This is a genomic window from Candidatus Alcyoniella australis (assembly GCA_030765605.1).
GTDB classification, from domain to species: Bacteria; Lernaellota; Lernaellaia; order JAVCCG01; family Alcyoniellaceae; genus Alcyoniella; species Alcyoniella australis.
Map to the genome: position 1 here is coordinate 1 of JAVCCG010000030.1, position 14,837 is coordinate 14,837.

Annotated in this window: 10 protein-coding genes; 7 read left to right on the forward strand and 3 right to left on the reverse strand. The window is 62.5% G+C overall.

The genetic code is table 11. The annotated features are described in order from the left end of the window. The first annotated feature begins 75 nt into the window (after positions 1-75). Together P9M14_03550 and P9M14_03555 are read left to right on the forward strand one after the other, a co-directional pair. The gene (locus tag P9M14_03550; GenBank protein ID MDP8254801.1) at positions 76-1,605 is read left to right on the forward strand and encodes an NAD(P)/FAD-dependent oxidoreductase; all 1,530 of its coding nucleotides are present in this window, start codon (positions 76-78) and stop codon (positions 1,603-1,605) included. A gap of 2 nt (positions 1,606-1,607) precedes the next feature. Further along, positions 1,608-2,780 (forward strand): FAD-binding oxidoreductase, encoded by a 1,173-nt coding sequence (locus P9M14_03555; protein ID MDP8254802.1) that lies wholly within the window; start codon positions 1,608-1,610, stop codon positions 2,778-2,780. On the opposite strand, the gene P9M14_03560 is transcribed toward P9M14_03555, so the two are convergent. Continuing rightward, on the reverse strand, positions 2,764-5,409 hold the full coding sequence (locus P9M14_03560) for a bifunctional YncE family protein/alkaline phosphatase family protein (GenBank protein MDP8254803.1): 2,646 nt from the start codon (positions 5,407-5,409) through the stop codon (positions 2,764-2,766). The two genes, P9M14_03555 and P9M14_03560, sit on opposite strands and share 17 nt — an antisense overlap. 176 nt (positions 5,410-5,585) lie before the next feature. On the opposite strand from P9M14_03560, the gene P9M14_03565 reads away from it, so the two are divergent. From P9M14_03565 to P9M14_03580, 4 genes are all read left to right on the forward strand, one after another. Further along, on the forward strand, positions 5,586-6,830 hold the full coding sequence (locus P9M14_03565) for a metallophosphoesterase (GenBank protein MDP8254804.1): 1,245 nt from the start codon (positions 5,586-5,588) through the stop codon (positions 6,828-6,830). Positions 6,831-7,157: 327 nt separating this feature from the next. Continuing rightward, on the forward strand, positions 7,158-7,805 hold the full coding sequence (gene purN / locus P9M14_03570) for a phosphoribosylglycinamide formyltransferase (GenBank protein MDP8254805.1): 648 nt from the start codon (positions 7,158-7,160) through the stop codon (positions 7,803-7,805). 25 nt (positions 7,806-7,830) lie between these two features. Then, on the forward strand, positions 7,831-8,514 hold the full coding sequence (locus tag P9M14_03575; GenBank protein ID MDP8254806.1) for a hypothetical protein: 684 nt from the start codon (positions 7,831-7,833) through the stop codon (positions 8,512-8,514). A gap of 96 nt (positions 8,515-8,610) precedes the next feature. Continuing rightward, positions 8,611-9,609, forward strand: a complete 999-nt coding sequence (locus P9M14_03580) for a beta-ketoacyl-ACP synthase III (GenBank protein MDP8254807.1) — start codon at positions 8,611-8,613, stop codon at positions 9,607-9,609. A gap of 317 nt (positions 9,610-9,926) precedes the next feature. On the opposite strand, the gene P9M14_03585 is transcribed toward P9M14_03580, so the two are convergent. Together P9M14_03585 and panB are read right to left on the reverse strand one after the other, a co-directional pair. Then, a complete protein-coding gene (locus P9M14_03585; protein MDP8254808.1) occupies positions 9,927-11,177 on the reverse strand; it encodes a hypothetical protein in 1,251 nt (416 codons plus the stop codon). Positions 11,178-11,227: 50 nt separating this feature from the next. Continuing rightward, the gene (gene panB, locus P9M14_03590) at positions 11,228-12,061 is read right to left on the reverse strand and encodes a 3-methyl-2-oxobutanoate hydroxymethyltransferase (GenBank protein ID MDP8254809.1); all 834 of its coding nucleotides are present in this window, start codon (positions 12,059-12,061) and stop codon (positions 11,228-11,230) included. Between the two features lie 331 nt (positions 12,062-12,392). Between panB and P9M14_03595 the strand changes: the two genes are divergently transcribed. Then, positions 12,393-14,837, forward strand: a 2,445-nt coding sequence (locus P9M14_03595) for a serine hydroxymethyltransferase (GenBank protein MDP8254810.1), incomplete at its 3' end; no start/stop codon positions are given.

The window sequence follows — 14,837 nt, forward strand, 5'->3', positions numbered from 1 at the left end:
CCCCCCCAGTTGACCCCCATCCCGGCATGTTTTAGGATTGGGGCTCTGTTGTCACATGAAAACGAGGTAGGGTAAATGGCTGAGAAGTATGACGCAATAGTCATCGGCGCGGGGCTCGGGGGGCTATCGGGGGCCGCGTTTCTGGCCAAGAGCGGGCTCAAAACATTGTTGCTCGAGCGGCACAACGTGCCGGGGGGCTATTCGACCAGCTTTGTGCGCGGGCGCTTCGAGTTCGAGGCTGCGTTGCATGAGCTTTCGGGCATCGGCACCAGCGACAAGCCGGGTCAGTTGCTGCGCTATCTGGATTGGCTGGGTGTGGCCGAGAAGGTCGAGTTCAACAAGGCGCCCAACCTTTACCGCTCGGTGTTCCCGGACCTGGACATCACCCTGCCCAACGGCCGCGAGGCCTACGAGGCCACCTTGTGCGAGGCGTTCCCGCACGAGGCGGACAACATCCGGCGTTTCCTCGATCGCTGTTTCAAGCTGTTCCGCGAGACGTCGATGTTGCAAAAGGAGATGAGCTCGGTCACCAACCCGGCGACGTTGGCCAAGCTGCCGTTCAAGTACCCCAATGCGGTGCGCTTCAACTTCGCCAACTGGGGCCAGGTGCTGGCCCGCGATGTGCTCGATCCACGGGCGCGCGGCGTGCTCTCGCAATATTGGGGCTACTTCGGTCTGCCGCCCTCCCAGGTCTCGTTCCTGTATTTCGCCACGGGCCTGGTCTCGTACCTCAAGTACGGCGCGTCGTTCCCCAAGGGGCGTTCCCAGGCGTTGGCCAACGCCTTTGTGCAGACCATCGAGGATCTGGGCGGCGAGGTGCGCTTCAACTGCGGGGTCAAAACCATCCTCACCTCCACCGGTCGCGTCACCGGCGTAATCACCGAGGACGAGCAGCAGATCGACGCGCGCTACGTGCTCTCCAACGCCGATCCGGTCACCACCTGCCGCGAGCTGATCGGCGCAAGCAAGGTGCCCGGCGCGTTCTTCGACCGGCTGCGCTCCAACACAGTGGCTCCCTCGACAGTCAACTGCTACATCGGCGCGACCAAGACCGCGGACGAGCTGGGCATGGCGCAGCACGAGATCTTCGTGCAGAACAGCTACGACATGGAGCGTCACGCCGAGGGCATGATGTATTTCGACAAGCCCGAGGCGATCGCCATGACCGCCTACAACCACGTGCTGCCCGAGATCTCGCCGCCGGGAACCTCGATGATCGTGCTCACCTGCCTGCATCGCGGTGAGCCGTGGCTCGAGCTGCCGCCGGAGAAATACGTCGATACCAAGAACCAGATGGCCGAGGGCATGCTCGATCTGGCGTCCAAGATCGCGCCGGGGTTGCGTGACGCCATCGAGGTAATCGAGGTCAGCACGCCGCTGACCAACATGCGTTACGCCGGAGCACTGGGCGGCAGCATCTATGGCTTCGACAATCGACCGGGCGAATCCACGGTCTGGCGCATTCCGCCCAAGGGGCCGCTGAGCGGGCTGTATTTCGCCGGAGCCTGGACCCAGCCCGGAGGCGGATTCGAGCCGACGATGATCTCGGGCCAGATGGCGGGCCAGTTGATCGTGAACAACAGCAAACGCAGCGCGGGAGAATAGAGATGGCCAACGAAACGATCGGATGGGTCGAGGACCTCGCATCCTACGCCAGGGTGGTCTACGACTGGAAAGCGTTGCGCAGGCCGGGCAAGGGAGTCGATTATCTCTCGGCCCAATACCGCGACCAGGTGCGCAGGATTGTCGAGGCGCTGCATCCCAAACGGATGAAGCTGCGCGTGGCCGAGGTGGTCGAGCAGACCCCGAGCAGCAAGACCCTGCGCATGGAGCGCGTCGACGGCAGCTTCCCGCCGTTCCGCGCCGGGCAGTACGTCAACCTCTACGTCACCATCGACGGCGTGCTCACCAGCAGGCCCTACAGCATCTCGTCGCTGCCCGGCGAGCAGGCGCTCGACCTGACGGTGCGCGACCGTCAGGGCGGATTCGTGGCCCCGCATCTGATCTCGCAGATCGAGGCCGGAGCCGAGCTTGAGAGCAGCGGACCAGCGGGCAGCTTCTATTACGAACCCTTGATCGACGGCAAAGACCTGGTGTTCATTGCCGGCGGCTCGGGCGTTACGCCGATCTACAGCATGCTGCGTTCGCTGCTGGGCAGCGATAACGGATTCAAGCTCAACTTGATTTACGGCAGCCGCACGCCCAACGACGTGATTTTCGGCAAGGAGCTTAAAAAGCTCGCGCAGGAGCATAAGAACCTCAAGTACAAGCTGGTGATCTCGGATCCGCCCAAGGGTTTCCGCGGGGCCAAGGGGCTGCTCGACGCCGCGCTGCTGAAAAAGGCCGTGGGTAAGGTTGCGGGCAAGACGTTTTACGTCTGCGGCCCCAACGCGATGTACGACCTGGTGCTGCCCGCGCTGGCCGAGCTGGGCGTGCCGCAACACAAGATCAAACGCGAGCTCTACGGCCCGCCGGACGACGTTACCAAGCAGCCTGGGTGGCCCAAGGCGATCAAGCGCAACCGCAAGTTCAACGTCACCATCGGCGGCAAGACGTTCAAGGCCTCGGCTGTTGAGCCGCTGATTAACTCGTTGGAGCGCAACGGCGTGGTCGTGCCCGCCCTGTGCCGTTCGGGCGAGTGCAGCGCCTGCCGCACCAAGCTGATCTCGGGCAAGGTCTACATGCCGCCCGACATTGGAGTGCGCTCCACCGACATCGACTTCGGCTACATCCATGCCTGCGTGGCCTACCCGATCAGCGACATCAAGGTGAAGATATAGGCAGCTTCTCGATGCTCGGCTCACTGTTGGGGGTGGGCGGGTCGGTGCCCTTCATCAGCCGCCAGTAAAGCTCGGCCGCGTACCATTGGTTTTCGTCGATCCCGTCCCAGTCCATGGTCTGCGAGAGCTGCACCAGCGGATCGTCAGCGCTGCCCTCGTAGATTTCCTCGGGGTAGATCCGCTCGACGCGCACGTAGCGCTCGTAGTCGGGTTTGGCGCGGAACACGTCGTACATCCCCGTGCACAGCTGATCAAAGCGGTTCATCGGCGTGGAGCCGAGCACCAGCTCGATGGTCTTGTGCATGTTGGGCATGCTGTAGGCCACGGAGCTGACGTAGCCGCGTTTGACCCACGGTCCCACTGCCAGGGCCGGGCTGCGGTGCTTGTCGATGTGGTCGAAGCCGTGCTGCGCGTCGTCCTCGAAGATCACAATCAGCGAGTCGTACCAGATCGGGCTGTGGGCAATGGCCTCGACTACGATGCCCACGGCCTCGTCGTTGTCCGCGACCCACGAGGCCGGGGTCCACTGGCCGGGGTGCACACCAAAGGCGTGGTTGTTGGGAAGGAAGATCCACGAGAACTGCGGCACGGTCTCATCGAGCACGCGCTGGTTGAACTCGTGTACGAACATCCAGGCGCGGTCGCGGTCCAGATCCTCTCTGACCAGGTTGAACGGGTACTTGAACATGTAGTAGTCGCGGTAGCGCGTGGCAGCCTCGATGCCGAAGTTCTCGACTCCGCCGTAGCCGTAAACGTCGATGCCCTGCTCGATCAGGTGCGGCATGAAGAAATTGGACTCGGGAATTGAGCCGGGGGTGACGCTGACCACGATCCCGGGCATGCCGTAGCCCGCGTAGTCCAGCACCCAGCCCTTTTCCACGTAGTCCGGCTCAATAGCGGCCGCGGCCCACTGGTGGCCGTCGATGCTGCTCTCGGAGTCGCAGTAGAAGTTGTCGAACAGCGTGTATTCGCGCGCCAGCTTGCGCTGGTTGGGGAGCATCTCCTCGGTCCACATGTTGTATTCGGGCTTGCCCTCGCCGATCTCCATGTCGCCGTAGGCGCAGTCGTAGGAGAAGTTCTCCTTGAGGATCAGAAACACGTGTTTGATCGGCGACTCGCCCGCGCGGTCCGGCGATGGCAGGGCGCTGTCGTTGCCGTTTTCAAAGTTGAAGTAGTGCAGCTGGCGGTAGTTGTTCTCATAGACGGTCTGGGTGTAGTCGGCGAGCTGTTGTTCGTCGGGAACGGCGAGTTTGAAGATCGAGCCGAAGATCTGCCTGCCGACCTGATCGCGGTCCGACGAGGTCTGGCCTTGGCCCTCATACTCGGTGGGACCATCGCCGCGCCCCTTACCGTTGAGCACGTACAGCGTGGAGCCATCAGCGCTCAGCGCCAGGTCGGTGGGATACCACTCAGTGGGAATCGAGCCGCGCACTTCGCCGCTTTGCAGGTCGAGTAGCGCCACCAAATTGTCGCCCGCCCCGTTGATGTAGAGCGTAGAGCCGTCGGGCGAAATCGCGGCGTTGATCGGCGAGATGCCTTTGGGCGCCTCGAAGTCGGCGTGCAGCGAATAGATCCGCGTGACCGCCAGCGAGGCCACGTCGATGGCGTAGACCGAGTCGCTCTTGTTGCACACCACGTAGACCGTGGATCCCTCGGGCGAGAGCGTCAGTCCCTCGGGGCTTAAGCCCACGGGGATCGAGAGCAGGATTTCACCGTTGGCGGTGTTGATTACGGTCACGGTGTTGGGCTTGCGCGGGTAGAGCTTATCGCCGTCTTTTTCTTCCTCCTCGGGGAGCTGGAACCCGGCCCAGTTGCTAACGAACAGCTTGCCGCCGTCCGCGCTGAGCAGCAATTCGTAAGGGTGCCAGCCCGCGTCCCAGCGGCCGATTGTCTGGTCGTCGGACAGGTCGATTGCCGCGACGTCGTTGGTCAGCTCGCACGAGACGTAGAGCGTGGCCTGGTCCGGGCTCAGCCGCAGGTCGGTGGTGTAGCAGCCGTCCACAGGGATCGAGCGCTCCAGACTTAGCTCGCCGGATTCCACGGCGTAGACGTGCACCGCTTGGTCCTCGCCGCCCGAGACGTACAGCCGCGAGCCCGCGGCGTTAAAGCGCAGGCCGATGTACATCGAGCCGTTGGGCATCACCAATTCCTGCACCACCTCCATGCTCTGCGGATCGACGATGCGCAGCACATGTTTTTTAGTGCGCCAATGCTCGGGGTCGAGCACCGTGCCGTAGCCGTTTTCGTTGACTGCGAGCAGCGAGCCGTCGGGGCTGATCTCGAGGTTGGTCGGGAACGTGCCCAGCTGCGTGGTGCGCTGAGCCGGACGCAGCAGGCGTCCATTAACCAGCACGTTCTCGTCCGGATCGTCGGCAGTGGGCCTGCGCAACGCCTCATCGTTGAGCTCGGGGTAGCGCGGCTCCACGCACCAGCCGGATTTGCAGATCAACTCGTCCGGGCAATCGAAGAACGTCTCGCATTCGGTGACCGTCTGGTCGCCCGAGCCCGGACCGATCAGCACTCCGGAGTCGTCGTCATCGTGGCTCTCGTCGCTGGACTTGGGGCAGCCGCACAGCAGCAGCGAAAGCATCAGCAGTAAAGCTACTGAGGGCAGGAGAAACTTGCGCATGTTTGTATCCTCGAATCGTGAGCTGATTGGACCACAATGATGGGGCCCGACTGTACGCGCAATGTTAGGCGATATCTTGTGCCAGGTGAAAGGCTGAAAATCACCAGTTGCCGGTCTGATGATTCCCAGAGAGCGGCGATGCTGTTTTAATAGGCCGACCCTGATGGGAGATACAAATGTTTCGGCTGAAGCTGCTCTGCGTTCTTATCTGCTTGGCGTCGGTTTTGGTGATCGCACCGGCACAGGCGCGCGTTGTCAAAGCCCCCTACCTTCAGTACGTCACACAAGATGCGGTCTCGATTCTTTGGGAGACCTCAGTCGCGCAGCAGGACCGCATCGAGTGGGGCCCAAGCGAGGCCCTGGGCAACACCCTTGAGGAGAGCGTGGCCTACAAATACCACGAGCAGCGCATCGATGGTTTGGAGCCCGAAACGCTCTACTACTACCGGGCGATCGTGGAGGGCGTACAGGGCGAGATCAAATCATTCGTTACCGCGCCCGATGCCTGTTCGCCGTTCAGCTTTGTGCTGTTCGGCGACACCCGCTCCCAGCACCTGCCGCACTCCAAGAATATCGAACGCATCCTCGATGTTTCTGCGGACTTCGTGATCAACACCGGCGACATCATCGATTCAGAGGAGAGCCAGATTACCAACGAGGTGCGCTGGACCGAGCATTTTCAGATCGAGGCCGAGCTGCTCGACGAGGTGCCGCTGTTCCCGGTGATGGGCAACCACGACGACGGCACCCAGCAGATCTGGCATCGCATTTTCGCCCTGCCGGGCAACGAGCTGTACTACCAATTCGATTGGGGCAACTCGCGCTTTATCGTCTGCGACACCCAGCAGCCGATTCTCGATGGCTCCGAGCAGTACGCCTGGCTGGTCAACGCCCTGGCCGACGCTTACGACGACCCGGACGTGCAGCACGTGTTCGTCAGCTTTCACATTCCGCCATACAGCCACGCGGGGCACGAATCCAACCCGCTGTTGATCGCGGCGCTGACCCCACTGTTTAAGGAGTACGAAGTACAGGCGGTGCTCAACGGCCACAGTCACAACTTCCAGCACCTGGAGGCGGACGGCGTGCGCTACTTTATCTCCGGCGGCGGCGGAGCGAGCCTGCAATGCGAGGAGCACGGCATCCCGCAGATGCTCGAATACAGCTGCATGCACCACTACATCGTGATCACGATCGACGGCCCGCTGGTGACCCTTGAGGTCTACGATGCGCTGACCAACAGCCGCATCTACTCGACCTTCTGGATGGACGACATGGGCAAGGACCCCTGCGCCGGGGATGACGACGATCAAATGCCGGACGATGACGATGCGGACGATGACGACGACGACTCGGGGGACGACCACTTCGGCGGCGCGGACGATGATGACGACGACGAGAGCTGCTGCGGACGGCTGTGAGTCGCCTTAAAACGCGCGAACGCACCAAATTCTAGGATCAACAATTCTCTCCGCGACGCGGAGAGGCTTGTTGCACTACGACCAGCGTTCTGTGCGAGCCTTGGTGCAGCTCCAAGCTGCCGCTTCAAGCTACTTGCACTGCGGCTGCACGGTAATTTAACTCGACGCGGGGCGGGTGGTTGGTCAGCGACCGGCGATCTACGCGAGCTATGCTGCACCTCAAAGGTGCCGCGAGTTTTGCTGCAGCTCCAAGCTGCTTAAAGGTGCCCTTGACACCTGCTAAGTGCGTCAATAGCCTTGGCCGATCGAAAAAGATGGAGAGATTGGGTGAGCGACAAGCTGAAAATCGCCGTGCTCGTCTCGGGCTCGGGCACCAATTTCGAGGCGATCGCCTCCAGGGCCCAAGGCGGACAGATCGACGTCGAGGTCTGCTGCGTGGTGAGCAACAGACCCGGGGTCGGGGCGCTGGAGCGCGCCGAGCGTCTGGGCGTGCCCGCCCACGTGGTAAGCCACCGGGATTACCCGGATCGGTCGAGTCACGAGCGGGCGATCATCGAGACTATCTCGCCTTACGGCGTGGACCTGATCGTGCTTGCCGGGTACACGCGGATCGTAACCGAGACGCTGATCAACGCTTTGGCGGGCAACCGTTTGGGTCTGCCTGGGATCGTCAATATCCACCCGGCCGACACCCGCGCCTACCAGGGGGGGCACGGCTACGAGTTCGCCATGGGGTTGCTGCCCGAGCATCCGCAACAGCTCGAGCGGACGATGATCACCGTGCACTTCGTGGACAACGGCGTGGACACCGGGCCGATCATCGCCCAGCGCGAGGTGCCGGTATTCGCGATCGACACTCTGGACGATTTGCGTGCTCGCGGTCTGCAGGTGGAGTATGGGCTGTATTCCCAGGTGTTGCAGTGGATCGCCCAAGGGCGGGTGAAATACGCGGACAACAAGGCAACAATCGACTGAATAATCCGGGCTAAGGGAGAGTCAAATGGCGGTGAACTTCGTTGAAAAGGTTGACGATCGGGTCAAAATCCAACACGCGCTGATCAGCGTCAGCGATAAGACCGGCCTCGATCAATTGATCCCGGCCCTGGTGGCGGTCAATCCGTCGATTCGCATTTTCTCCACCGGCGGCACCTACAAGGCGATCGAGCGCATCCTGGGCGAGGGCGCGGGGGCCAACCTGACCCAGGTCAGCGATTACACCGGCCAGCCCGAGACCCAGGGCGGCCTGGTCAAGACGCTGGATTTTAAGATCTACCTCGGGCTGCTGACCGAGACCTACAACGACGATCATCAGGGCGATTTGCAGCGCACCGCGGCCGCGGCCATCGACCTGGTGGTGGTCAACCTCTACCCGTTCTCCGCCACCGTGGCCCAGGCCGACGTGACCGTGGAGATGGCGCGGGCCAACATCGATATCGGCGGCCCGTGCATGGTGCGCGCTTCGGCCAAGAACTATCTGCGCGTGACCTCGGTGACCGATCCGGCTGACTATTCGCAGCTGATCGAGCAGCTGCGGGCCGGGGGCGGCGGCCTGACCATCGCCCAGCGCTTCGAGTACGCGCGCAAGGCTTTTGCCCATACGGCCCAATACGACAAGGCGATCTCCGAGTATCTGGCCGGACAAGATCCCGAGGCGTTGTCAACGGTCTATACCCTGGCCGACTGAGGGCCGTTCGCGGATCGCCCACTCGGGCAGGGGCGTAATTGTCCCGAATCTCGTTCTGGGGTAGCGTATAGCCGCCTTCCCCCAAGGAGGATGAGGATGTACAAGGCGAGGATTATCGGGACCGGATTCTACGTACCGCCCAAGGTTGTGACCAACGCAGATTTGGCCAAGCTGATAGACACCACCGATGAGTGGATCCAGGCCCGCACCGGCGTCAAGCAGCGACACTACGTCGAGCCGGGAATGTGCAGCGCCGAGATGAGCGAGTACGCGGCGCGCGCCGCGTGCCAGGACGCCGGGATCGACGTAAGCGATATCGACTTCATTTATCACGCCACGCTCAGCCCCGACCACCTCATGCCCGGCACGGGCGTGATGCTCGGCCATCGGCTCGGTCTGGGCGGTGTGCCGGCAATGGACGTGCGCAACCAGTGCACCGGGTTCGTCTACTCGCTGGCCTCGGCTCAGGCGATGATCGAAACCGGGATGTACAAGACGATCCTGGTCAACGGCTGCGAGATCCACTCAACCGGCCTGGAGTTTGCCGATCGTGGCCGCGACGTGACCGTGATCTTCGGCGACGGCGCGGGCAGCGCGATCCTCACCCGTGAAACCCGCGGCGAGGGCTACGGTATTCTCAAGACCGTGCTGCACGCCGACGGCAAGTTCTACAAGGCGCTGTGGTGCGAGGCCGAGTCGAGCTGCGAGCACCCGCGGCTGACCCACGAGATGCTCGACGACGGCCGAATCTTCGTCAAAATGAAGGGCAAGCTGGTCTTTGCCCACGCCTGCCAGCGCCAGCCCGAGGTAATGCGCGAGGCGCTCGAGGGTTCGGGCTACAGCCTAGAAGATGTGGACGCCTTCGTCTTTCACCAGGCCAACCTGCGGATCATCCAGTATATCTGCGGGCAGCTCGAAGTGCCCGAGAGCAAGGTGCATAACAACATTGACAAGTATGGCAACACCACCGCGGCCACGATCCCGATCGTGATGCACGAGGCTCGGCAGAAGGGCCTGATTAAAGAGGGGTCGCTGGTGCTGATCAGTTCGTTCGGCGCCGGGTTTACCTGGGCCGCGTCGCTGGTGCGCTTCTAACCGGGGCGGCCCGGCTTGGAGCCGGGGGCAAAACTCGCGGATTACGCTGGTAGTTGACCAACGATCCACACCGCGTAGGAAGATGGGGGTTGGAAATATTGTGAAGACAATATTTGGGTGAGCGCTCGCAGGGCATTGTCTTGAGATTTATTTATACCTGTAAGCATGCGGCTCCCTGGCATTCCCCTCGCGCTATACACAAAGATCGTTTACCCCACCTTCCCCAATCGTTCGTCGCGGAGAGGGTCGTTGAGTTTCGACCAGAGTCCGCTCGCGTGCCATGAGGCGGCTCCAAGCCGCCTCAAAGGTGCCAAAGATCAGTGCTTGAAGCTGCGATGGCCGGTAAAGACCATTGTCGCGCCAACCTCGTTGCAGGCCTCGATCGACTGATAGTCGTTGATCGATCCTCCGGGCTGGATCACCGAGCGCACTCCCTGGCTTAGCCCGATGTCGATGCCGTCGCGGAACGGGAAGAACGCATCGCTGACCATTGTTGCACCCTTGAGCCCGCCGTTGATTGCGGCCACGTCGGCCTCGATTGCTTCGCGTTGTTGTGGGTCGTCGACAAGGCTGAAGTTTTTGTTGTGGCGCTCGAACGCCAGGCGATCACTCAGCTTGCGGTACGCCTTGTCGCGGGCGATCTCGGCCACGCCCACGCGGTCCTGCTCGCCGGTGCCGATGCCCACGGTCACGCCGTCCTTAACGTAGAGCACCGAGTTCGAGGTGACGCCGGCCTCGACCATCCAGCCGAAGAGCATGTCCTCGTATTCGGCGTCGGTCGGCGTGCGCTGCACTTGATAGTGTTGGCCTTTGTATTCGGTCTGCGCCGCCATCAGTCCCTCGCGGGTGCGCGGCTGGGGCACGAACGATAGCTGGGCGATCAGCGAGCCGTCGATCAGGCTCTTGAAATCGACGAAGCGCTCGCTGGCGAACTCGTTCAGTCGTGCGATGTTGCCGATGCGCATAATTCGCAAGTTCTTGCGTCGGGCGAGGATCTCGACCGCGCCGGACTCGAACTCCGGCGCCACTACCACCTCGGCGTAGCGCTCGGAGATCGCCTCGGCCGTGGCCTTGTCCACCGCGCGGTTCAGGGCGATGCACCCCCCGAATGCGGCCACATGGTCCGCCAGATCGGCCTTGAGGTAGGCCCCGCACAGCGAGTCGTCCACCGCCACGCCCGAGGGGTTGTTGTGCTTCATGATCGTTACGGCCGGACGATCTGTGAGATAGCGCAGGATGTTCAGTGCGTTGTCCGCGTCAGTGAGGTTGATTTTGCCCGGGTGCTTGCCGAACTGCAGCAGCTCGGCGTCGCACACCAGGTAGCGCCCCGGCGCGATGGTTTGCACATCGCCCAGCACCAGGTTGCCGTTGACCGGCTTGAACAGCGCGGCCTGCTGGCCCGGGTTCTCGCCGTAGCGCAGTCCTTTGCTCTCGTCGCCGATTACCCAGCTGACTTTTTCGTAGAACATCGTCTGGCGCTTATCCCCGGAGATAAAGCTGATCTCCATCTGCTCGGGAAACTGCTCGTCGATAATCGTGCGATACGCTTTTTTCAGGTCCTGGGCCACAGTCTCGATCCTCCATGAAACGACGGCGAATTGCCGCCAAGCCGGTGCGGCTAGATCTTGTCGAATTCCTTGTCGGGCATGGTGAAGGTGTGCTCCGCCGCCGGGAACTGCTTGGCCTTGACTTGCGCCACGTAGTCCTTGGCCGCGGCCACGATCTGCGGCCCGATTTCGGCGAACTTCTTAACGAACTTGGGGCTGAATCCTGATTTGATCCCGAGCATGTCGTGGACCACCAGCACCTGGCCGTCGGCGTCGACTCCCGCGCCGATGCCGATGATCGGGATGCTCAGCTGCTCGGAGATCAGCTTGGCCAGCCGGTCGGGCACGCATTCGAGCACCAGCATGAAGGCTCCGGCCTGCTCGATGGCCAGCGAATCCTCGAGGATGATTCGCGCCCGGTCGGCGGTGCGCCCCTGGACGCGGTAGCCGCCGATCATGCCCGCGGTCTGCGGTGTCAGGCCCAGGTGGCCGACCACCGGTATGCCCGATTGGACCAGCGCGCCGATTATCTCGATCATACGGCCGCCGCCCTCGAGCTTGACCGCGTCGCAGTTGCCTTCCTTGATAAAGCGCGTGGCGTTGACAATCGCCTGCTCGACCGACGCGTTGTAGCTGCCAAAGGGCATGTCGCCGATCAGCATCGCGTAGCTGAGCCCGCGGCTGACCGCACGGGTGAGCACCAGCAGCTCGTCCATGGTTACCGGCAGTGTGTCGCGGTAACCCAGCACCACGTTGGCCGCGCTGTCTCCGACCAGGATTGTTTCGACCCCGGCCTCGTCGAGCATCAGTGCCGTGGGATAGTCGTAGGCCGTAAGCATCGTGATTTTCTCGCCATCGCTTTTGGCCTTGTTCAAGTACCCGATGTCCACTTTCTTACGTTTCATGGGTGTCTCCCCGTGCGGCGCTTTGCCGCATTGTGGAATCGGGAGCAGTCCCGGCCGGTAAGGTCCGGTCCGGGCCGTATGGGAAACTGCTCCATTCTAGATTGCCGTGCCCCATAACGTCCTGTTGCCAGGTACATTCGGGGCCTGCTTCTTAATTGAAAGCAGAGGTCATCTTATACGATGAATCATGCTAGTCAATCCCGTTCGCAGCCCGCCCCCAGGGCTGATCGCAGGCGATTGACTTGCAGGATCAACGGTGTAAGCTGTGGCCTGCCTCGCCTGTCCACTAAGACGGCAAATCACCGAATCGCACAAATAGAGGTGCAATCACATGCCCAAAAAGCTGATTCCGGATTTTCTTTTCGACGACGACGTTGAGAAGTTCGACCCGCTGTTCGCCGAGTTGGTCCGCTGCGAGTCCGGACGCCAGACGCGCCAGATCAACCTGATTCCGTCCGAGAGCGTCTGTGCCTGGCCCGTACGCAAGGTGCTCGACTCGCCGTTCACCAACCTCTACGCCGAGGGCTATCCGCCCACGGCCTTTGTTAAGAAGAACGAGGAACAGCTTTCGGACGTCGACTTCAACCTCGCGCACTTTCGCCGCTACGCCGACCGTCGATTCTATAAGGGCAACGCCTATGTCAACCTGGTCGAGGCGATCTGCCGCAAGCGCGCGGCCCAGTGCTTTGCCAACCAGCGCGTGGCCGCCGACCAGATCTGGGCCAACGTCCAGCCGCTGTCCGGCGCGGCCGCCAACCTGGCGGTCTACGAGGCGTTTCTGAAGATCGGCGATCGGCTGATGACCATGGACCTGATGCAGGGCGGCCACCTGAGCCACGGCAGCCAGTTCCACATGAGCGGCAAGCGCTACCAGATAATTCCCTACGGGGTCGATGCGCGTACCGAGGTCTTTGATTACGACGAGATCCGCCGCATCGCCCTGGAGAACCGGCCGAAGATGATCGTCGCCGGATTCACCTCATACCCCTGGGCGCCGGACTGGGCCAAGTTCCGCGCGATCGCCGACGAGTGCGGCGCAATGCTGATGGCCGACATCGCCCATCCCGCGGGCCTGGTGGTGGCCGGGGCCTACCCCAGCCCCGTGGGTTATGCCGACGTGATCACCTTCACCACCCACAAGACCCTGATGGGGCCGCGCGGCGCGGTGATTCTGACAACCGACGAGGATCGGGCCAAGAAAATCGACACTGCGGTGTTCCCCGGCGAGCAGGGCGGTCCGCACATGAACAACATCGCCGCCCTGGCCGTGGCCTTCAAGCTGGCGGCCACCGACGAGTTCAAGCAGCTCCAGCACAAGATCGTGGCCAACGCCAAGCTGTTCTACGAGGAGCTGCAGCGGCTGGGCCTGCGCATCAGCTACAGCGGCTCGGACACGCACTTGTTCCTGATCGACCTCAAGCCCCTGGCGCGCAAGGGCAAGCCGATGCTCTACGGCGAGCCCGCGGCCCGAATCCTCGAACTGGCCGGGATCGTGCTCAACAAAAACACCATCCCCGGCGACAAAGCCACGGCCATGGCCTCGGGCCTGCGCATCGGCACGCCGTGGATCACCCAGCGCGGAGCGGGCGAGGCCGAGATCAAACGCCTGGCCGAGCTGATCCACCGCGTGCTGGTCAACATCGAGCCCTTTGTCTACCAGGGCGTGACCCGGCGGCTGCCGCGCGGCAAGATCGACGTTACGATCCTCGACCAGGTGACCCACGAGGTCGACGAACTGACCCGCACGCTCAGCCCCAGCTCCGAGCGCTTTAGCGGCTACCCGCACTACCCGTTCCTCGACGAGACCCCGGAGCAGCCGCTGCTGGTCAAGATCCGCGGCGAGCGCGCTCAGGCCTTTTTACAGTGCCTGGTGACCGACGACCTGACCAAGCTCGAGCCGGGCAAGGCGATCAATACGCTGCTGCTCGACCGCGAGGCCAACGTGGCGGCCGAGGTCGGCGTGGCGCGGTTGGAGTCCGACCAGCGCTCGGTGCAGCGTTTCGCGCTCAGCGCCGGACCGCAACGTGCCGACTGGATCTACAAGTGGCTGTGCGGCAATGCCGACGGCTACCTGCTGTTCGAGCCCGATAATGTGATCTCCAAGGTCGAGGGCCCGGTGGCCATCGAGCGCATTGCGCCGGACTCGCCCGAGGCTCAGATTCTGGCCGAGCTGCCCGCGCTTGATGCGGCGCTGATCGGCAAGCCCGCGGCCGAGATCTACGGCCAGAGCCCGGAGCGTTTCGCGGTCTACAAACCGTTCTTCGTCGGCCAGTACGCTTTGGCCGATTTGGTGGAGCAGCCGACCGACCGCGTGGAGTTCAAATGGGAGCAGCCCGAGACCGGGCTGCTGCGCACGCCGTTGTATGAGGAGCATCTGCGCCTGGGCGGCAAGATGGTGCCCTTCGCCGGTTGGGAGATGCCCGTGCGCTACGGCTCGACCATCGACGAGCATAACGCGGTGCGCCAGAACGCCGGGCTGTTCGACGTGGCGCACATGGGCGTATTAGAGATCAGCGGCCCGCATGCCCAGGATCTGATCGATCTGGTGGTGAGCAACTACGTGCGCTGGTTCTCGGACAACATCTCGTTCTACAGCTACGTGCTGGGCATCGACGGCAAGGTGCTCGACGACGTGATGGTCTATCGCATGCACGTCGATCGCTTCCTGATGGTGGTCAACGCGTCCAACGAGGACAAGATCTGGGCCTGGATCAACCTGGTCAACGACGGCAAGGCGCTGATCGACCGCAGTTGGCCGATCCGCAGCCGGATGCAG

Bases quoted from the DNA above. Each gene is read 5' to 3' on its own strand.
- P9M14_03550 (MDP8254801.1), top strand. From the start codon at position 76: ATGGCTGAGAAGTATGACGCAATAGTCATCGGCGCGGGGCTCGGGGGG.
- P9M14_03555 (MDP8254802.1), top strand. From the start codon at position 1,608: ATGGCCAACGAAACGATCGGATGGGTCGAGGACCTCGCATCCTACGCC.
- P9M14_03560 (MDP8254803.1), bottom strand. From the start codon at position 5,409: ATGCGCAAGTTTCTCCTGCCCTCAGTAGCTTTACTGCTGATGCTTTCG.
- P9M14_03565 (MDP8254804.1), top strand. From the start codon at position 5,586: ATGTTTCGGCTGAAGCTGCTCTGCGTTCTTATCTGCTTGGCGTCGGTT.
- P9M14_03575 (MDP8254806.1), top strand. From the start codon at position 7,831: ATGGCGGTGAACTTCGTTGAAAAGGTTGACGATCGGGTCAAAATCCAA.
- P9M14_03580 (MDP8254807.1), top strand. From the start codon at position 8,611: ATGTACAAGGCGAGGATTATCGGGACCGGATTCTACGTACCGCCCAAG.
- panB (MDP8254809.1), bottom strand. From the start codon at position 12,061: ATGAAACGTAAGAAAGTGGACATCGGGTACTTGAACAAGGCCAAAAGC.